This window comes from Paraburkholderia sp. J8-2 (assembly GCF_905220195.1).
In the GTDB taxonomy this organism is placed as follows: domain Bacteria; phylum Pseudomonadota; class Gammaproteobacteria; order Burkholderiales; family Burkholderiaceae; genus Paraburkholderia.
In genome coordinates this window covers 13,630-32,069 of sequence record NZ_CAJMZA010000029.1, presented here as the reverse complement: position 1 = coordinate 32,069, position 18,440 = coordinate 13,630, and the positions used below count along the sequence as shown (strand labels likewise).

16 protein-coding genes are annotated in these 18,440 nt (G+C 64.2%); 1 reads left to right on the top strand and 15 read right to left on the bottom strand.

Annotated elements, in window-relative coordinates; genetic code table 11:
* Positions 1–98 precede the first annotated feature (98 nt).
* From U5A52_RS35020 to U5A52_RS34975, 10 genes are all read right to left on the bottom strand, one after another.
* Positions 99–1,343 (bottom strand): MFS transporter, encoded by a 1,245-nt coding sequence (locus U5A52_RS35020; RefSeq protein ID WP_321938555.1) that lies wholly within the window; start codon positions 1,341–1,343, stop codon positions 99–101.
* Positions 1,344–1,410: 67 nt separating this feature from the next.
* On the bottom strand, positions 1,411–2,664 hold the full coding sequence (locus U5A52_RS35015; protein ID WP_321915147.1) for a LysR family transcriptional regulator: 1,254 nt from the start codon (positions 2,662–2,664) through the stop codon (positions 1,411–1,413).
* Between the two features lie 96 nt (positions 2,665–2,760).
* Positions 2,761–3,618: a fumarylacetoacetate hydrolase family protein gene (locus U5A52_RS35010; protein ID WP_321938553.1), complete on the bottom strand. Its 858-nt coding sequence runs from the start codon at positions 3,616–3,618 to the stop codon at positions 2,761–2,763.
* A 37-nt stretch (positions 3,619–3,655) separates the two neighbouring features.
* Complete coding sequence (locus U5A52_RS35005; RefSeq protein ID WP_321938552.1) at positions 3,656–4,435, bottom strand: SDR family oxidoreductase; 780 nt, start codon at positions 4,433–4,435, stop codon at positions 3,656–3,658.
* 26 nt (positions 4,436–4,461) lie between these two features.
* The gene (locus U5A52_RS35000; RefSeq protein ID WP_321915152.1) at positions 4,462–5,472 is read right to left on the bottom strand and encodes an amidohydrolase family protein; all 1,011 of its coding nucleotides are present in this window, start codon (positions 5,470–5,472) and stop codon (positions 4,462–4,464) included.
* A gap of 37 nt (positions 5,473–5,509) precedes the next feature.
* The gene (locus tag U5A52_RS34995) at positions 5,510–6,442 is read right to left on the bottom strand and encodes a VOC family protein (RefSeq protein ID WP_321938550.1); all 933 of its coding nucleotides are present in this window, start codon (positions 6,440–6,442) and stop codon (positions 5,510–5,512) included.
* Positions 6,443–6,491: 49 nt separating this feature from the next.
* Positions 6,492–7,388 (bottom strand): hypothetical protein, encoded by an 897-nt coding sequence (locus U5A52_RS34990; protein WP_321938548.1) that lies wholly within the window; start codon positions 7,386–7,388, stop codon positions 6,492–6,494.
* A 27-nt stretch (positions 7,389–7,415) separates the two neighbouring features.
* A complete protein-coding gene (locus U5A52_RS34985) occupies positions 7,416–8,357 on the bottom strand; it encodes an ABC transporter substrate-binding protein (RefSeq protein ID WP_321938546.1) in 942 nt (313 codons plus the stop codon).
* A 39-nt stretch (positions 8,358–8,396) separates the two neighbouring features.
* A complete protein-coding gene (locus U5A52_RS34980) occupies positions 8,397–9,257 on the bottom strand; it encodes an HpcH/HpaI aldolase family protein (RefSeq protein WP_321938544.1) in 861 nt (286 codons plus the stop codon).
* Between the two features lie 19 nt (positions 9,258–9,276).
* Positions 9,277–10,317, bottom strand: a complete 1,041-nt coding sequence (locus U5A52_RS34975) for a hypothetical protein (protein ID WP_321938542.1) — start codon at positions 10,315–10,317, stop codon at positions 9,277–9,279.
* A gap of 482 nt (positions 10,318–10,799) precedes the next feature.
* On the opposite strand from U5A52_RS34975, the gene U5A52_RS34970 reads away from it, so the two are divergent.
* Entirely contained in the window at positions 10,800–12,386 is a 1,587-nt protein-coding gene (locus tag U5A52_RS34970; RefSeq protein WP_321938541.1) for a methyl-accepting chemotaxis protein, read from the top strand.
* 96 nt (positions 12,387–12,482) lie between these two features.
* Here U5A52_RS34970 and U5A52_RS34965 read toward each other — a convergent pair whose 3' ends face one another.
* The 5 genes from U5A52_RS34965 to U5A52_RS34945 all read right to left on the bottom strand — a co-directional run bounded on the left by U5A52_RS34965 (position 12,483) and on the right by U5A52_RS34945 (position 18,438).
* Positions 12,483–13,832 carry an aromatic acid/H+ symport family MFS transporter gene (locus U5A52_RS34965; protein ID WP_321915159.1) on the bottom strand — a complete coding sequence of 450 codons (1,350 nt, stop codon included), beginning with the start codon at positions 13,830–13,832 and terminating at the stop codon, positions 12,483–12,485.
* 479 nt (positions 13,833–14,311) lie between these two features.
* Entirely contained in the window at positions 14,312–16,087 is a 1,776-nt protein-coding gene (locus U5A52_RS34960; protein ID WP_321938539.1) for a tannase/feruloyl esterase family alpha/beta hydrolase, read from the bottom strand.
* A 190-nt stretch (positions 16,088–16,277) separates the two neighbouring features.
* On the bottom strand, positions 16,278–17,006 hold the full coding sequence (locus tag U5A52_RS34955) for a substrate-binding domain-containing protein (protein ID WP_321938537.1): 729 nt from the start codon (positions 17,004–17,006) through the stop codon (positions 16,278–16,280).
* An 88-nt stretch (positions 17,007–17,094) separates the two neighbouring features.
* Positions 17,095–18,120 carry an amidohydrolase family protein gene (locus U5A52_RS34950; protein ID WP_321915162.1) on the bottom strand — a complete coding sequence of 342 codons (1,026 nt, stop codon included), beginning with the start codon at positions 18,118–18,120 and terminating at the stop codon, positions 17,095–17,097.
* 78 nt (positions 18,121–18,198) lie between these two features.
* On the bottom strand, positions 18,199–18,438 hold the full coding sequence (locus U5A52_RS34945; RefSeq protein ID WP_321938535.1) for a hypothetical protein: 240 nt from the start codon (positions 18,436–18,438) through the stop codon (positions 18,199–18,201).
* Positions 18,439–18,440 lie beyond the last annotated feature (2 nt).

Genomic DNA, 18,440 nt, shown 5'->3' with positions numbered 1-18,440 from the left:
GTCAGGAGACCTGATTCTAGTGAGCCGCCGACTTTCAGCGGCATAGAAAAAGAGCGGGCCGTCATCAGTTATTGCTGTACGGCTTGCAAGCGCCGCGCTCAGCCATCGAGCGTCTTGCGCGCCGCGAGTTGCGGAAAGCGCCACGCCCACGTCAGCGCCACGAGGCAGGTCAGCGCGCCGCCCAGCACGACCGCGCCCACCGGCCCGATCACGCTGGCGAGCGAGCCCGATTCGAATTCGCCGAGCTGGTTGCTCGCGCCCACGAAAATCGCGTTCACAGCGCTGACGCGGCCGCGCATTTCGTCGGGTGTTTCAAGCTGCACGAGCGTTTGGCGAATCACCACGCTCACCATGTCCGCCGCGCCTGTCATGATCAGCGCGAGCAGCGAGAGCCAGAGGTTCGTCGAAACGCCGAACACCACCGTCGCGAGGCCGAATACGCCAATCGAGGCGAGCAGCGTCACACCCACGCGGCGTTTAGGCGGGTAGCGCACGAGCCAGAGCGACATCGCGAACGCGCCTGCGGCGGGCGCCGCGCGCAGCCAGCCGAGCATGACGGGGCCGCCGTGCAGGATCGTATCGGCGTAGATGGGGAGCAGCGCCACCGCACCGCCGAACAGCACGGCGAAGAGATCGAGGCTGATCGCCGCGAGAATGATCGGCTTGCGCCACACGAAGCGCAGGCCGCCCACCAGCGCGTCGAGCGTGGCGGCGCGGCGCTCGCGTTGAACTTCACGCACCTTGAGGCCGAGTGCGAGCAGCGCCGCTGCGAGAAAGAGCAGCGCCGCGACCGCATAGACCACGCCGATGCCGAAGCTCACGAGCGCCCCGCCTAGCGCGGGCCCGAGTATCACGCTCGATTGCGAGCCGGTGGAGACGGCCGCCATCGCGCGGCTCAGGAGCGGCGGCGGCACTGTGGAAGGCACGAGCGCCTGCAGCGCCGGCATCTGGAACGCGCGCGCTGCGCCGAGCAGCAGGGAGGCCAGCAGCAGTGCGTCGCGCGTGAGGCCGTTGCGGTGCGTGGCGAACGCCATCGCCGCGGCAACGACACCCTGCACCGCGAGGCAGCCGAGCACGATGCGCGCGCGCCGCCACGAGTCGGCCGCGTGTCCCGCGGGCAATGTGAGCAACAGCACCGGGAAGAACTGATAGAGCCCGACCAGCGCGAGCGCCCACGCGTCGTGCGTGAGCGCGTACATCTGCCAGCCGATCGCGACGAACAGCATCTGAATGCCCACCGTCCACGCAATGCGCACGGCCAGCAGGCTGCGAAACGAGGAAAAGGACAACAGGGGGGCATGCGCGCGCGCAGGCGCGAACGCGACGGTAGGTTCGTTCGACATCTGAGTGGAAACCCGAGGAAATGCAAGCCTTTCTGGCCTGCAGGAAAGAAGGGAAAGCGCCGACGCCCTACGTGCCCTGTCCGCCCGTCATCGCCTGCGCGTTGCGGCGCACGCTGCGCAGAAACGTTTCCTGTACGTCGTTGGGCTTCCAGTCGCGCCGCGCCGTGATGCCGACGATCGGGCCGTCCCACGGCACGTCGATCGTCAGCGGTGCAAGCAGACCGAAACGCCGTTCGCTCAGCACTTCGGTCCAGCTCAGCACCGTGAGCATGTCGCTGTCGAAGAGCGTGATGCGAATGGTGGAAAGCGAATAGGTCTCGATGCTCGCGAGCGGCGGCGCGCCTTCGGAAAACACGTATTCGTAGGCCTCGCGGCGCGGCGAACTGCGCGGCGGCAAGATCCAGCGGTAGTTGCGCAAGGCGTCCACCGTCACGGCGGGCTCGCGCGTAAGCGGGTGATCGCGCCGCGCGACCACGCAATAGCGCTCGTGATACAGCGGCTCCTCGACGAAATCGAACGACTGGTCGGGGTTTTTCAGCACGCCCAGCATGAAATCGATCTCGCCGCGCAGCAGCTTGTTGAGCAACTGGTCGTAGGTGCCGTTGATGATCACCACACGCGCATCGGGAAAATGCGCATTGAGCTCGCGAATCGCACTCACGATCAGGATCGACGGGTCGAGCAGCAGCACGCCCACCGTCACGCTGCGCTCCACGGGAAACTGATACGCGCGCAGTGCATCGGCCATCGCGGCAATCTGGTTCGAGATCGTCTGCAACTGGCGCGCGAAGGCTTGCCCGACCTCGGTGGTCGTGACGCCCGAGGCCGAGTGCCGATAGAGCGGCGCGCCCAGATTCTGTTCGAGCGTGCGCGCCGCGCGCTGCAGCGAAGCCTCGGTAATGCCCAGTTGCCGTGCGGCCGCGCGAAACGAACCGCACTCCGCAATGGCGATGAGGCAGCGCATTTGCGTGCGCGTGATGCCGCCCGCGAGCACGCCCGGCGACACGTTACGCGTGCTGCCCACCTGCGCCACCGCCTCCTGCACGGCCTGCAGGATCTTGCGCGTGCGCACCAGCGCCGCGACACCCGCCGGCGCCAGCCAGGTACCCGTGGTCGAACGCTCGAAAAGGCTCACGCCCATGAGCGTTTCGAACGCCGCGAGACACGACGTGGTGGCTGGTTGCGAGCGCAACAGCTCCTGCGAGGCCTGCGTGACGTTCTCGTGACGCGCCACCGTCTCGAACACGCGCAACTGCCAGAGACTGGGCAGCTCGGCGGGAGCTTCCGTTTGTTCGACGGGTGACGCGACGACCGAGGCCATAGTGCTGCGATCCCTGCGTGACTAGCGGAGTGAACGTGACAAGCGAGACGTACGATCGATATACCACAGCGCACGGGCGGCGCGCGACCAGGTTTGCTACCCGGTCACCTTGTTACGCAGCGTGCCGATGCGATCGATCGTGATCTCACACTCGTCGCCGGGTTTCATGAAGACAGGCGGCGTGCGCGAGAAACCCACGCCGCTCGGCGTGCCCGTGGCGAGAATGTCGCCGGGGCACAGCGGCGCAATCGACGAAACGTATTCGATGAAGCGCGGGATCTTGTGCACCATGCTGGCCACGGTGTCGTCCTGCATGACCTGACCGTTGAGCTTCGTCTGGATGCGCAGCGCGTCCACGTCGCCCACTTCCCCGCGCGGCACGATCCAGGGACCGATCGCACCGCTTTGGTAGAAGTTCTTGCCAGGCGTGATCTGGCGCGTGTGGAACTGCCAGTCGCGCACACTGCCCTCGTTCATGATCGTGTAGCCGGCCACGTGCTCGAAGGCGTTTTCGGCTTTCACGCGATAGCCGGGCTTGCCGATCACCACGACAAGTTCGCCTTCATAGTCGAACTGTTCGGAAACGCCCGGATGGCGCAGCGGCTGACCGTGCGCCGCCAGCGAATCGCTTGCGCGCGCAAACAGCGCCGGCTGCTTCGGCAGCTCCTGCACGCGGCCCGCGCTCTGCACTTCGCTGTGGTGCTCGACGTAGTTCAGCGCGAGACACCAGATATGCGTCGGGTCGGCAATGGGCGGCAAAAACGTAATGTCCTGCAGTGCGTAATCGGCCTGCCCTTGCACCGCCCGTGCAACTTCGTGCGGCAGGTCAGCGGCGCATAGCGCCTTGAGCGTGGGGTATTCGTTGCCGATGCGTTTGCCGAGATCGATCACGTTGTCGCCCTCGACGATACCGTAGGTATCGCGTCCTTCTACCGAAAAGCTCGCGTATTTCATCGAAAATCTCCTCTGAATGCGTTACGTGTGCTGCGCGTTAGACGAGGCCGGCATAGGAGCCGCCGTCGAGCTGCAGGTTCTGTCCCGAGATAAAGCCCGCCTGTGCGCTGCACAGGAAGGCGCAGGCATCGCCGAACTCCATGGGGTCCCCCAGGCGCTTCGCGGCGATCGTCGCGGCAATGCGCTCCTTGGCTTGCGCGACGGTGATGCCGTCCTTTTTCGACATGCGGTCGGCCATATAGCGCTGACGGTCGGTGTCGAAGCGCTCGGGCAGCATGTTGTTGATCGTGACGTTGTCTACGACGCAATCGCGCTGCACCGATTTGCTGAGAGCGGTCAGACCGGCGCGCACGGCGGCGGAAAGGCCCATCGTCGCGCTCGGCGACTTCACCATCGCCGAGGTGATATTGACGATGCGGCCGAACTTGCGGCTGCGCATGCCGCTCACGTAGTGCTTGATGAGGAAGATCGGCGCGAGCATGTTGCCTTCCACCGCGGCCAGCCAGTCCTCGCGGGTCCAGTCGGCGATCTTGCCCGGCTCCGGACCCGCGTTGTTGTTCACGAGAATGTCCGGCGCCGGGCACGCGGCGACGATCGCTTCGCGCCCCGCTTCCGTGTTCAGGTCCGCGACGATGAGGTGCGGACGGTTGCCCGTTGCCGCCTCGATTTGCTGCGCGGCGGTTTCGAGCGCGTCGGCGTGACGGCCGTTGAGATACACGCGGCAGCCTTCGCGCGCCAGCGCCGTCGCGCATGCGAGGCCGAGACCGCGCGACGACGCGCAGACGAGCGCCGTCTTTCCTGCGATTCCAAGATCCATGAGTTATCTCTCGCTTCGTGATGGCTTCAGTCCTGGCAGCGGTACTTCAGGCCCGGATAGACATTGAGTGCGTTGTTGCAGAACACGTCGTGCCGATGCTCGCTGCACAGGTGCGGCGTGGCGCTGACGTAGCGTTTCGTGTCGTCGTAGTGGTGGCCGGTGCGCGGATCGATGCCCTTCACCGCGCCGATCATCTCCGAGCCGAACAGAATGTTCTTGTGCGGCACGACTTCAGTGAGGAGGTTCACGCCCGACTGGTGATATACGCAGGTGTCGAAGAAGAGATTGTTCATGAGGCCTTCTTCGAGCGCCTGGAAGCCCAGGTCCTGCGCAAGCCCGCGATAACGGCCCCAGTGATACGGCACCGCGCCGCCGCCATGCGGAATCACGAAGCGCAGCGTGGGGAAGTCCTTGAACAGCTGCGGCGCGAGCAGGAATTGCATGAACGCCGTGGTGTCGCCGTTCAGATAATGTGCGCCCACGTGGTGAAAACACGGGTTGCACGAACTGCTCACGTGGATCATGGCCGGTACGTCGAGTTCGACCATCTTCTCGTAGAGCGGATAGTAGTGGCGGTCCGTAAGCGGCGGATCGGTCCAGTACCCGCCCGAAGGATCGGGATTCAGATTGCAGCCGACGAAGCCCAGCTCCTTCACGCAGCGCTCCAGTTCGGCCACGCACGCGCTCACGTCCTTGCCCGGCGACTGCGGCAGCTGGCACACGCCTGCGAAGTTCTCCGGATACAACTGCACCACGCGATGAATGAGGTCGTTGCACACCCGCGCCCATTCGATACCCTGCTCGAGCGTGCCGAGGTGGTGGCCCATCTGGCCCGCGATCGGCGAAAACAGCGTGAGATCGAGGCCGCGTTCGCGCTGGGCCTTGAGCTGGCCGCCCTCCAGCGCCTCGCGCAATTCGTCGTCGCTGATAGCCAGCGGCGCGCCATACACGGGGCCTGCATGTTCGAGCTGCCTGCGCCGCCATTCGTGCAGCGTCTTGGGAACGGTCGTGAAGTGACCGTGACAATCGATGATCATGAAACGCTACCTGGTTCGTTGAAAAAGGGGCGAGCGGCTAGTCCTGCCACGCCACGAGCGGCGTGGCCTGCTTGACGAAACGCTCGGGCGGCTTTTCGCCGGTGTCGTAGCTCATGCCGTCGCCGATGCGGATAGGGTTGAAGCGGCTCTTCGCTGTCATGCGCTCCTGCGAGATCCAGTGCTCGTGCATCTGGCCGAAGGGGCTCATCCAGTAGTCGAAAATCTGGCTGCCCAACGCATGCCGCCCAATGCCGCGCACGTGATCGTATTCACGCTGATGCAGGTGGTCGTAGCCGAAGAAGATGTCGTCGACCCCCTCCACCTGGTACGACACATGGTGCAAACCGGCGCGCGGCCCGCGCAGCAGGAAAACGATGTGATGATCGACGGGTGTTTCGCCGAGATCGATGCGATTGAACTGGCCAATCACGTTGTCGGGTTCGCCCACGAACAATTCGTCGGTGGGAATTACGCCGAGCGTGCGCTGATACCACTCGATCGAGGCAGGCAGGTTCGGCGTGGCGAACGCCGTATGAGCAATGCGCTCCACGCGCGCCGGGCCGAGCACGCGGCTCTCGCCCTGTGCGCCTCTCACCAGTGCACGCGGTGCGAGGCGTGCCACCGGCTCGCGCTCCGTGACGAACTCCAGCCACAAGCCGTTAGGGTCCTGCACGCGCACGCGGCGCCCGCCGCCAGGTTCGTCGATATGCTCGATACCGCGCGCGCCGGGCAGTTTCGCGAGCTCCGCGAGCAGCGCGGCGTCGCGCAATTCATAGGCACAACTGACGACGCCGGGGTCGCCCAGTTCGGTCACGTGCAGAAAAGGCGCTTCGCCGATGCCGCGCATGTAAAGGCGCTTGTCGTCGCGATGGACTTTCACCATGCCGAAGTCTTCGAGAAAGGCTTCCATGCGCCCGAGATCGGGGGCGCTCAGCCGGACGTGGGCCATGCCTGAAATAGTCGAAGCCAAGTTTGTCTCCGTATCGTGTTCTGTCTTGCTGTGTGACTCGTGTGCGCCCCTAGCCGAGAATATCGAGCACGGGGCCATACAACTCTTCAAGCGCATATCGGCGCGAAATGAGCCGTTGCTCGAACGCGTAGCGAACGGCCAGCTCTACGGCAGGGGCCAGGCTGTCGAATCCTGTGGGCTGCAAATCGATCGCGGCCTGTGGCTTCCCCTGCTGTGCAAGATCTTTCGCCTCGCCAAGCAGACGATAGACCTCGCGCACGGCTTCCGGGTGATTCTGTGCGAGCGAGCGCTTGACCGTCACCACGTGATTGATCGGCACCGCACGGTGGCGCACCTGCCATGCGGCGGCGGCCTCGGCCGGCACGGGAATCAACGGACGAATGCCCGGCTCGCCCGAAAGCCCGCCGCCCGCGATGATGGCGTCCACTTCACCCGCGCGCAGCATGGCTTCAAGGCTCGATGTCGATTCGAGTCGCGAAACCCATGCGGGTTCCTCGTAATCGGCCACGTGCGCGCCTTCCTGGCTCAACCACCGCACGTCGGCGAGCCGCACGCCGAAGTCGTCGGTAAGGATGCCGCGCACCCACGTCGGCGTGGTCTGCGTATAAGCGCGCATCGCCACCTTGCGCCCGGCCAGCTCGCTCGCGGTGAACGTCGCGTCGTCGCGAACCACGATGCTCTTGTGATGAAAGCCTCCATTCATCACGAACGGCAGCATCACATAAGGCTTGCCCGCCTCGAACGCCTGCAGGAACGTGATGATCGCCAGCTCCGCCACGTCGTACTTCTCGTGACGCACGACGTCCTTGAAGGCTTTTTGTGCCGTGTCCACCGCGGCGAAATCCAGATGCACGAGCGGCGAAGCGAGCGTGCCGTCCTTGAGAGGCTGGGTCTTGGGGTAGGTCCCAAGCATCGTCGGAATGGCGAGGGTTTGAACAGTTGTCATCGTCTTCCTCCTGATTGATATGTCATCCTATGCATTGACTGCCGGATCGAGGAACACTGAGGCGATGGGCGCTCGCTCCGGAATCAGCCGCTGCGTGTGGGCGTAGCGCACCAGCGCATCGAACGATTTTGCGTTCTGTGCGAGGCCATAAGGCAGCGGATCGCCAACCAGTTCCGCGAGACGCCGATAGCGTTTGTCTTCCGCACCGTCCGCAGCACCGCTTCGCACGCGGGCGAGATAGTTCTCTTTCGCCGCGACGAAAGCCGCAAACAGACGACGCGGCAAATCCGCATGGCGCGCGAGCACGTCGTTGCGCACCACGATCACGCCATGCAGCGGGTAAATCTCCGTGCGGCGATACCAGTCGGCCTCTCGCGCCGCGGCGTCTTCGACCAGATCCACGAGGCGGTCGTCGAGATCCGCGCCCACACCGGCGAGACCGCCGAATGCCGCTTCGATCTCGCCCGCCTCCATCATGGCGGCGAGCGACGTGCTGTTTGCCACGCGCCGCACATTGGCGGGCGGCACGAAGGTCTCGACGTTTTCGTCTTCTTCGGTGAGCCACGTCACCTTGCCGAAATCGACACCGTATTCCTCGGCCAGGATGCCGCGCGTCCACACGGCCGCCGTGACCGAATAGGCGCGCACGCCTACGGCACGCCCCTCCAGATCCTTTGGATGGCGAATCGACGATTCGCGCAGCCGCTGCAGGCCCGCGTGGCGAAAACGCCGGGTCATGGGCAGCGCGAGTGCCGTGATCGGCGCGCCGGCCGCCACCGCCATCAGGTACGACGTCGGCGCCATTTCGCAAATATCGTAGGGCTGGCTGCGCGCCATGTTGCGATAAGCGTCAGGCATGCGCTTGATTTCGATGAAATCGAGTTCGACGCCTTCCACGAGCACCGCGCCGCTGCGCAAATCCTCGACCTGACCGTGACGGCCCAGCACGATCGACAGTTTTTCAGTCATGTTGACGTTCCCGTATTGCTTCGTCTTGTTGCGCAGGGCTCACACGCGGCCCGCGAGTTGACGGCCCTTGTCCAGCGCGCCGAAATCGCGCTTCGGGAACGTCATCAGAAAGCGGTAGCCCTCCTCGATCACGCGCGACACGTTGCCTTCGTTTACGTGCGGATGACCAACCGGAATGTTGTAGGCGCGGCCAATCTCGCGCACGTGAGCCATCAGGCGCAGCAACTCGGAATTGTCGTATTCGCGCGGGCAGCCGAGTTCCTGCGTGAGATCGCCTTCGCCGATCAGCAGCACACCGATGCCCGGCACGCGCTTGACCATCTCCTCGAGGTTTTCAATGGCGGCCACGTCTTCGATCATCAGCGTGACGAGAATCTCGCCTTCGGGCACGAGCGGCCATACGTCGGCCTTGCGGTAATACTCCTGCTGCGAAAGTCCCCAGTAGCGCGCAGCGGGCATGGGCGCGTCGCCGCGCAAGCCGGCCGGCTCGTACAGCGGCTTGTCCGGCAGGCGCGGATAGCGGCAAGCGGCCACCGCGTTGTATGCCTGCTCGGGTGTGCTGATGCGCGGCCACACGACGCCATAGGCGCCGAGGTCGAGTGCCTGCTTCGCGAACCACTGGTTCATCTCGCTGCCGCTGGGCGGAATGCGCACGATGGGTGTCATCTGGCAGGCAACCGTACCGGCTCGCGCAATACGCTCGCGCAACAGCAAGAACTGCATGGCGTTGCGCAAGGCGGAAATGTCCCAGGGCGTGTGCTCCATTTCGAACACCACGCCGTCGTTCGACGACTGCGCAAAGCTGACCGCGTTTTCGATTTCGGCCTGAATAAAGGAAGTGAAAGCGATGCCGCGCCCGGTTTCCAGTGCGCGGATCACGCCGTTGAGTCGTTCAGCCATGTCGTTCGTTCCTCCGCGCTCAGAGCATTGCGCCGCAGAATGCGTCACCCGCATTCGCCGGCAACTGTTTTTCGGTCCACGTCTTGCTGCCGTCGGTCGTGAAGAACACCTGGCCGCCGCGCGTCACCGTAATCACGCCGTTGGGGTCGCTCACGTGCGCGCCGAAGCCCATCATCGTGCTGCGCGGTTCGACCTGGGCATCGGCGCGCGCCCACGTGGCGCCCAGGTCTTCGCTCACATAGAGCGCACCCGCGGCGCTGCGCGACGAGATGCTGAAACACGCATACATCTTCTTCGGCTGGCCATGGACGACGCGGCATTCGCGCGAATAGTTGAACGGGGCGTATTTGCGGACTTCCAGGTCGCGGAAGCTCTTGCCGCCATCGCCACTCTCGAAGATGCCCAGGCGGCAGATGTAGAAGATCGAGTCCGGCCGGGCCGGCGAGATCGACACCGCATGCGCGTCGAACATGCCCTCCGTATCATCGTCGGTCAGTTCGGTGTTCTTCAAATGCGGCATCGCTGCGAGCACGGACAGGCCCTGCGATTCGCCGCGCCAGCTGTCGCCGCCGTCCTCGCTGACGTACAGGCCGCTGATTTCGGCCACCGCGTAAAGCCGCTTCGGGTTGGTCGGATGGAAGGCCACGCGCATGGCGCGCGACCCGCCGAACGAGATCTTGTAGCGCTCCGGATGCTCGCCCTTGCATTTGCGCCAGGTCTCGCCGCCATCATCGCTGCGATAGAAGCCGACCGGGGCGGTGCCGGCGATCAGCATGTCCGGATCATGCGGGCTCACGGCCACGCTCCAGAACTGCACGTTTTCGTCCGTGACATGCAGCTTGTGCCACGAGGCGCCGCCGTCGGTGGAGCGGTAGACGCCCTTGCGCGCGGCCACGTAGATCACGTTCTCGCGGCTGGGATGCGGCGTGATGGCCTGCACCGACGCATCCGCAGGAATATCGCTCACCTGTTGCCACTCGCCGCCGGGCTCGAGCTTGAAGAGCGATCCGATCGCCTCGGGCCGCGTCGTCGCCGTCCCGACCAACATCAACTTGCGCATAAAGCCTCCATCGTTATCGTGCCGGGACGCCGCCTGCCATGTTCGGCAGGGTTTCGCACCGGCCATATGTCGATTCATCCGGACTCGTGTCTCGTCTGTTCTCAACTGACCGGAGGCAGTGTAGGGCGGCCAGGCTACGCGTTGTCATTCGAAATGCGCCGCCGTCATAGATTTTTGCTGAACGCTTTTCGAACGGTCGTATCGAATCTGCTTTGCGGAACTTGCGAAGAAGTTATCGGCTGTCATGCATCCGAATACGTGCGCAAACTCGTTGCGTACTCCACTTTTCCGGCTGCGAGCCTTATGCCTCGGGCGTTTGCGCTTCTGCCCCGCGGCGCACGCCACTGCGCTTCGCTTCGTTTATCGCCCTGCCGCGCGGCAGCGGCGGTTTTTGGCCTTGAACCGCCCCATTCATGATCGATATCTCCGGCCGATAAGCAGCGAACGTCCGAAGGCCAATCAAAAAACAAAGGAGACCACGAGTGCACACGGAACCATCGACCCAGCCGGACCATCATGGAGAAGCCGCTCTCCCACCCGGAAAATTGCTCGTTTCCACGACCGACACACGCGGCGTCATCACCTACTGCAACGACGCATTTATCGAAGCCAGCGGCTTTTCTCGCGAGGCGCTGGTCGGGCAGCCTCATAGCGTCGTGCGCCATCCCGACATGCCGGCCGAGGTCTATCGCGACATGTGGGCCACGCTGAAAAAGCGCGAGCCTTGGATCGGCGTGCTGAAGAACCGCTTCAGTCACGCCCGGCATTGCTGGGTGCAGATCGGCGTGACACCCATCGTCGAAGGGCAGCATGTCGTTGCTTACCGGGCCGTCCACACCGCCGCTTCACGCGATCAGGTGCGCGCCGCCGAAGCGCTGTATGCGACCTTGCTCGCGGAGCAAAGAGCCAGCCGGCCTGTCCACCATCTGCAGGCAGGCGCAATCGTTCGCAAAGACATGGCGGGACGGCTTTCGCGCTTCGTGCATCCCACCATGAAGACGCAGACCTATCTGCTCACGAGCGGTCTTGCGGCGGCCGGCATGGTCACGGGGGTCATCATCGACGGCGGCGCATCGTCGATCACGCCGGTGCGCACGGCAATCGGCCTTGCCGCCTGCGTGGCGTTCGGCGTGCTGGCCGAATACCGCATGCGCTTCATGTTCATCTACCCGTTGCGCCGCCTGCTCGGCGCGGCCACGCGGCTCGCCATGGGCGACCTCACGCAGAAGGTCGAGAACACCTGGAAACCCACCGGCGTGGTCGGCAAGCTCGAGCAATCGGTCAACCAGGTCAGCCTGAACATGCGCGCCATCGTAGGCGACGCGCGCGACCAGATGGCGCGCATGAGCGCCGCCACGGTGACCGTGTCCGAAGGCAGCCAGAAGCTCTCGGCGCGCGCCGAATCGCAGGCGGCGAGCCTCGAACAATCCGCAGCGTCGATGCAGCATATTGCGGCCAATGTCCGGCAAACCGCCGATGCGGCGCGGCAGGCCGCCACCAGCGCGGGCCAGGCGCGCGCCATCACCGAAGAGAGCGGCCGCGCCGTGGAAGCCATGACGGTGACGATGCAGGGCATTACCGAGGCCTCGCGCAAGATCGGCGAGATCATTCAGGTGATCGAAGGAATATCTTTCCAGACCAATATTCTCGCGCTCAACGCGGCTGTGGAAGCAGCGCGCGCGGGCGAGCACGGGCGCGGCTTCGCCGTGGTGGCGAGCGAGGTGCGCAATCTCGCGGGCCGCGCGGCCACGGCGGCCAAAGAGATCGCCGGTCTCATCGTCGACTCGACGCAGAAGGTTCAGGAAGGTTGCCAACTCACGGAAACGGCCCGCGAGAAGATGCAGCAGGCGGTTCAGGCCGTGCGCGACGTGAATGTGCTCATCGACGAAATCAATACCGCGACCGGCGAGCAAAGCACTGGCATTGCCGAGATCAAGCAGGCTTTGGATCATATCGAAGCGCTCACGCAACAGGACAGCGCGCTCGTGAATCACTTTTCGATTTCGGCCAATACGCTCGGCAGGAATGCGGAAACCGTGATCGAAACGGTGGGAGCATTCAGGATTTAACCCGGCCGCGTTCTTGCGGCAAACAAAAAAAACGGCGCGGCAGTGCAAATCGCACCACCGCGCCGTTCAATCCAGCGCTATTGCCTACCCAAAAACTCAGTGTGCCGCGCTAACCTGCGTAGCCGGTTCCGAATGACGCGCACGCTGCGAAACCAGGATCGCAATCGCCGCAAGCACGGCCGGTACGGCGAGCATCGCGAGAATCGCGGCGAATTCCCAGCCAAGACCCAGCAGCGCGCCGCCAATGGCCGAGCCGAAAATGCTGCCGAAGCGGCCCATGCCCAGCATCCAGCTCACACCCGTTGCACGCGCAACCGTCGGGTAGCGGCCCGGCGCGTAGGCGTTGAGGCCCGTTTGCGCGCCGCTCATGCAAAAGCCCGCGGCGAACACCAGCAGCGCGAGCGACGAGGAAAGCGCGCCCACGCCGGCCAGCGCCAGCACGCAGATGCCGCCGCCGACATACGCCGCGCTGATCACGCGCGCCGGACGCACCTTGTCCATGACCCAGCCCACCAGCACCGCGCCGATTGTGCCGCCGATCTGGAACATGGCCGTGACGTTCGCCGCCACCGTGATGGACAGGCCCGCGTCCTTGATCAGCGTGGGCAGCCAGCCTGTGAGCAGATAGATCACGAGCAGGCCCATGAAATACGTCACCCACAGCGCGAGGGTCATCACGCCATAGCCTTGCGAGAACAGCACGCCGATCGGCTTGCGCGTGGGCAGCGGCGGTTCCGTCGAGACGAAATTCTCGTCGCCCGCGAAGTTGGCGCCGGTCACGCGGTTGAGCGTCGCGGCAATGCGCTTGCTCGTGGCGCCACGCACGGCGAGCAGACGCGCCGATTCCGGCAGCAGCCAGGCCTGCAGCGGCACGAGTACGAGCGGAATGGCGCCGCCGAAGATCAGCACCGCGCGCCAGCCGTGCGTCGGCACGAGCCAGCCCGCCGCAAAGCCGATCAATGCCGAGCCGAGGTTGAAGCCCGTGAACATGATCGTGATGAGCAGCGCGCGGCGGCGTTGCGGCGAGTACTCCGAGAGCAGCGTCGTGGAGTTCGGCATGGCCGCGCCAAGACCGATGCCGGTCAGCACGCGCAGCACGGCCATGGAAACCGGCGACTGCGTGAACGCCGTGAGGATCGTGAACACGCCGAAGAGGAACACGGAGGTAATGAGCACCCACTTGCGGCCCACGCGGTCGGAGGCGGGACCGGCGGCCAGCGCGCCGATCACGAGGCCGATGGGCGCCGCGCTCATGACAAGCCCGAACTCGGGGCGTGAAATGCCCCACTCGTGAATGATGGAGGGCGCCACGAACCCCATGATGGCCACGTCCATGCCGTCGGCGGTCACCGCGAGAAAGCACAGCGCCACCAGTAGCCACTGGTACGCCGAAATGTGGCGTTCGTCGATGAACGCCTTGATATCAATTGTTTTGCTGCCAGACATCTGTCGTCTCCTGTCCGTTCTGTGGTCTGCCGCTCGCTCGTGCCCGAGTCGAATTTCTACGAACTGCTATCCGTCGGGGGCACGATAGGTGGCCAACCCCTCGCCTGAAAGTGCGGGTTAACCACATATTGGGTACATGTATGCCCGTTCGCATGGGCCATTCCGGCACGCCCGCTCCTGCGTTATCGGCCTGAAAGCCGCGCCGCATAAAGGTTGGACCCAATCAGCCCGCGCTTTGCCTGTCGCGGCCCGAGGCTGGATTCGAATCCAGCGCAATAAACAAAATCGATGCTCTCCGAAAGGATTCGCAAACGTGACGGACGATCGTGCGGAATTCAGTCGCCGCTACATCGCGGGGCGGCGCGATACGGCTTACTTTCACTGCCTCGCATTTGCCATGCGATTCAGTTATCGCAGCTCAAACGAAACCAGCCCCGAAGGGCTGGCCGGTTCAACTGCGAATCATGCGGCTTTTCCTGTCAAGGCGCTGCCACCCCCTGCGTGGTCGGCGTGTACGACGTATAGAAGCTCGAGCCCGCCCAGGTATGCGTGGGCTGGTTGTACAACGGTGCGCCCTGCATCCAGTTGGCGCCGAGGTGCCAGTCGCCGGTGCCCGTGAACTGCGCGACGGCCGGATACGGATAAACCGGGCGGCTCGCCGTCACGTTGTTCGACGAATCGGTCTGGTACGTCATGACCGCGTTGGGCGCCGTGCCCTGCTCGGCCCACGCCGTGATCTGCGAGACGAGGTCGATGTTCGGGAAGCCTTCGCCGCCGCCGCAGTGCGCCACGCCAGGCACGAGGTACAGGCGCGCGAAATTGCTCACGCTCGAAGCGCCCATCGTGTTCTGCATGGCCTCGTAGTACTGGATCGTGAAGAGCGGCGAAATATGTTGATCCGCCCAGCCGTGCCACAGGATCAGCTTGCCGCCTGCCTTGTTGAACGCCGTGAGGTCGGGGTTCGTCGCGTCCATCAGCGGATGGTTGGCCTGCAGGTAGGTCGGGTAGAAGCTTGCATCCGTGTAGCCGAACGTGTCGATGGTCGGCATGGCGGGCGAGCCCGTGAAGATCAGGTTATAGGCACCCGTCACGATCATGTAGCTGAACAGGTTCTTCACCGAAACCGGCGCGGCCGTCGAGTTCGTCGTCGGCACTTCCACGCCTACCCAGTTCTCTTCCGAGCCCATTTGCGGGGAGCCCGCCAGCATGCGCTCGCCGGTCGTCGCGTCCACCGGTCCGCCATAGATCTTGCTCGCGGTGGCGACTTCGGCCGCGCTCAGGCAGTTGCTCGTGTTCGTCGCGCCCTGCGCGCACTGGATCGATGCGGGATCGAAATTGCAGGTGCGCGGATCGGCGATCAGGCCGTCGGGCACGCCCGCCTGGCCGCCGCATGCCGCCACGACCGCCTTGTGCAGCACGAGCGCCTTGTCGGCGTAGAGCGTGGCGTTGCCGGTGCTGTCGCCGGTCGTGCTTTGCGACTCCACGCTCCAGCCGTGATACAGCGAGTTCTGGATCTGGAAGTGCGCCGCCGGAGCGCCCGCAACGATGCCGTTATAGTCGCTCGGGTAGCGTTGCGCCGCCATGAGCGCTTCGCGGCCGCCGTCCGAACAGCCGATGAAGTACGCGTACTTTTGCGCCTGCCCGTAGTAGGCCTTGATGAGCTTTTCCGCCGTGAGCGTCGTGATGTGCTGCCCGCGATACGCGAAATCGGCCTGTTTTTGCGGGTCGGTGGTCCACGAGGCGTCGTTGCCCGCGTGGCCCATGTCCGTCGCCGCCGTCACGAAGCCGCCTTCCTGCACGAGCGGACACGTGTAGCTGAAGCTGAACGACGACTGCTGGGTCGGGTCGCTCACGTTGCCGCACAAGCCCCCGCAACCCAGCGCCGCGAAGCGCTGCGTCCACGTGCTCACCGGCAGCGCCACTTCGAACGTATTCGAAGGCGCGAGCGTGCCCTTCACGGTACAGAAGCTGACCGAAGCCCCATTGATGGTCGCCGTGGTCACGGCAGCCGATGTAATCGAGCTGCCCGTACCGCCAATATCGCTGATATCGACCGTAGCCAGCTTCGAGCAATCCACTACGGGCGCCACGACTGCGAGCGGCGCTTTCGAGGCGTCGCTGCTGTTGCTGCCACTGCCCCCGCTGCCGCACGCGGCGACGAGCGTGGCCGCCGCGAAGACGGCGAACAGCGAAAGTAGCGAGGCTGCACGAGCGCGCGCGCTCGTGAAAAGCCGCCGGGTATGCGGGATTCTCATGCTTGCCTCCTGGTGTTGTACGTATAGGTGTTCTTCCGATTCACTTCACGCCTCCAGTTCTGATTTTTATGATCAGGATGTCTAATTAACGTAAACGCGTAGACCGTTCGACATGAAATGCCCGATCTAATCGCCTTATTGCGCTTTCGGTTTCTCTTATTGCCGTCCTGCTCGCGCCCTGCCGCTCTGCTTACTGTCCGTATTCAGTGCGGCCCGCCGGCTCCATGCCGAACGCCCGCTTGGCCGCTTCGGCACGTTCCGAACCCAGGAACGCAAGGAACTCCGCCGCCGCCCGCTGCTTCCGGGACACCGCGCAGATCGCCGCGGAAAAGACCGTGACGAGCTGAGCCCCGGCGGGAAGCGGTCCGACCACGTCCACGCCCTGCACGTCCTTTAGCTCGCTCAATTGCTGAAACCCGATCTCGACCTCGCCGCTCGCGATCAGGCTCGCCACCGGCACACCCGGCTGCGCCAGCACGAGGCGCGGCGCGAGCACTTCGGCCACGCCCCAGCGTTCGAGCAGACCCAGCAAATGTTTGCCGCTAGGCCCCGTTGAATAGCCGATGCGCGCCGCGCGCAGCATCGTCTCGCGCAGTGCGGCTTGCGTGCCGATGTCGGGGTGCGCCACGCCTGTGGCGACGGCCGCTGCCATACCGGAGCGCACGACGTCCGTGCGCGCGCCAATGAGATGACCGCCAGCCGCCAGGCGATCGATCGCCGCCGAGGCCAGCACGGCGAAATCGAACGCCTCGCCCGCCTGCACGCGCCGTGCGGCGTCCACGCCGCCTATCGCGGCAACCGTCAACTGCTGCCCCGTTTCGCGCACGTATTGCTCGGCGAGATTCGCAAGCAGCAGGCGCGTCGCCATCGACCCGACACCCGCCAGCGCGGCGTTGCTGTGTACGTCTTCCTTTGTCATTGACTTCCGTTTCAGTCGAAGGAGAGCGAGGCCGCCTGAGAGTGCGCCTCGCCGATAGTGCATGGAATGCAGGCCGCCGCGTACGCGCTCACAAGCCCTTTGCCTTGAGCCGCGCGTCCAGACGCGGATACACACGCCGCGCATTGCCTTCGTAGATCTTGTAGCGGTCCGTGGCATCCACATGCGCGGCTTCGATATAGCGCTTCGTGTCGTCGAAATAGTGGCCGGTCTCAGGGTCGATGCCGCGCACCGCGCCGATCATCTCGCTCGCGAACAGAATATTGTCCACGGGAATCACACGCGTGAGCAGGTCGATGCCGGGCTGGTGATACACGCAGGTGTCGAAGAACACGTTGTTCAGCAAATGCTCCTGGAGCGGCGGCTTCTTCAGCTCCTGAGCGAGGCCCCGAAAGCGTCCCCAGTGGTACGGCACCGCGCCGCCGCCGTGAGGAATCACAAAGCGCAGAGAGGGGAAATCGCGGAACAGGTCTGAGGTCAGGCACTGCATGAAGGCGGTCGTATCCGCGTTCAGGTAGTGCGCGCCCGTGGTGTGGAAGCACGCGTTGCAGCTCGTGCTCACGTGAATCATCGCGGGAACGTCGTATTCGACGAGCTTCTCGTAGATCGGGTACCAGTGACGGTCCGAAAGCGGCGGGCTTGTCCAGTGGCCGCCCGAGGGATCGGGATTCAGGTTGACCGCCACGTTGCCGTACTGCTCCACGCATTTGACGAGTTCCTCAACGCATGTTGCTGGATCGACGCCCGGACTTTGCGGCAGCATGGCGGCCGGCACGAAATGCTCGGGAAACAGCTCGCTCACGCGGTAGCACAGCTCGTTGCAGATCGCCGCCCACGTACTCGACACCTGGAAGTCGCCAATATGGTGGGCCATGAAACTCGCGCGCGGACTGAAAATCGTGAGATCGAGACCGCGCTCGCGCATCAGCTTCAGCTGATTGAGTTCGATCGATTCGCGCAACTCGTCGTCGCCGATCTTCAGCTCCGATGCCTTCGGCATTTCGGACGGATTGGCGATGCCCGCTATCTGGCGTTTGCGCCACGCCTCCAGCGCTTTGGGCGCCGTGGTGTAGTGGCCATGAATGTCGATGATCATTGAGACCTCTGCTGCTGATTCGAATCGTTGCGCTACGGTACGAATTGGCCCCACCGCGCTAGTAGCCAGGGCAATTACCTAGATTGCGCGAAAAACCGCCCTCACGCCAATAAACGCGTGCGGCAGCGGGCGGCTGGGAATGCCGGAAACCATGGACGCCTTGGGGTTTGCGCCGCGCCCCATGGCCCCTGAAATACCCGACGGTGTTTTCGAAGCGCCGATAAATAAAACGAATGCCTCGATAAACATCTGGTAAGCGATGGAGCGAATTCGACGGGCCCCAAGGGGCGGCCGGTGCGCGGTGGCGAATTCGCTCATAA

Bases quoted from the DNA above. Each gene is read 5' to 3' on its own strand.
- U5A52_RS35020 (WP_321938555.1), bottom strand. From the start codon at position 1,343: ATGTCGAACGAACCTACCGTCGCGTTCGCGCCTGCGCGCGCGCATGCC.
- U5A52_RS35015 (WP_321915147.1), bottom strand. From the start codon at position 2,664: ATGGCCTCGGTCGTCGCGTCACCCGTCGAACAAACGGAAGCTCCCGCC.
- U5A52_RS35010 (WP_321938553.1), bottom strand. From the start codon at position 3,618: ATGAAATACGCGAGCTTTTCGGTAGAAGGACGCGATACCTACGGTATC.
- U5A52_RS35005 (WP_321938552.1), bottom strand. From the start codon at position 4,435: ATGGATCTTGGAATCGCAGGAAAGACGGCGCTCGTCTGCGCGTCGTCG.
- U5A52_RS35000 (WP_321915152.1), bottom strand. From the start codon at position 5,472: ATGATCATCGATTGTCACGGTCACTTCACGACCGTTCCCAAGACGCTG.
- U5A52_RS34990 (WP_321938548.1), bottom strand. From the start codon at position 7,388: ATGACAACTGTTCAAACCCTCGCCATTCCGACGATGCTTGGGACCTAC.
- U5A52_RS34985 (WP_321938546.1), bottom strand. From the start codon at position 8,357: ATGACTGAAAAACTGTCGATCGTGCTGGGCCGTCACGGTCAGGTCGAG.
- U5A52_RS34980 (WP_321938544.1), bottom strand. From the start codon at position 9,257: ATGGCTGAACGACTCAACGGCGTGATCCGCGCACTGGAAACCGGGCGC.
- U5A52_RS34975 (WP_321938542.1), bottom strand. From the start codon at position 10,317: ATGCGCAAGTTGATGTTGGTCGGGACGGCGACGACGCGGCCCGAGGCG.
- U5A52_RS34965 (WP_321915159.1), bottom strand. From the start codon at position 13,832: ATGTCTGGCAGCAAAACAATTGATATCAAGGCGTTCATCGACGAACGC.
- U5A52_RS34960 (WP_321938539.1), bottom strand. From the start codon at position 16,087: ATGAGAATCCCGCATACCCGGCGGCTTTTCACGAGCGCGCGCGCTCGT.
- U5A52_RS34955 (WP_321938537.1), bottom strand. From the start codon at position 17,006: ATGACAAAGGAAGACGTACACAGCAACGCCGCGCTGGCGGGTGTCGGG.
- U5A52_RS34950 (WP_321915162.1), bottom strand. From the start codon at position 18,120: ATGATCATCGACATTCATGGCCACTACACCACGGCGCCCAAAGCGCTG.
- U5A52_RS34945 (WP_321938535.1), bottom strand. From the start codon at position 18,438: ATGAGCGAATTCGCCACCGCGCACCGGCCGCCCCTTGGGGCCCGTCGA.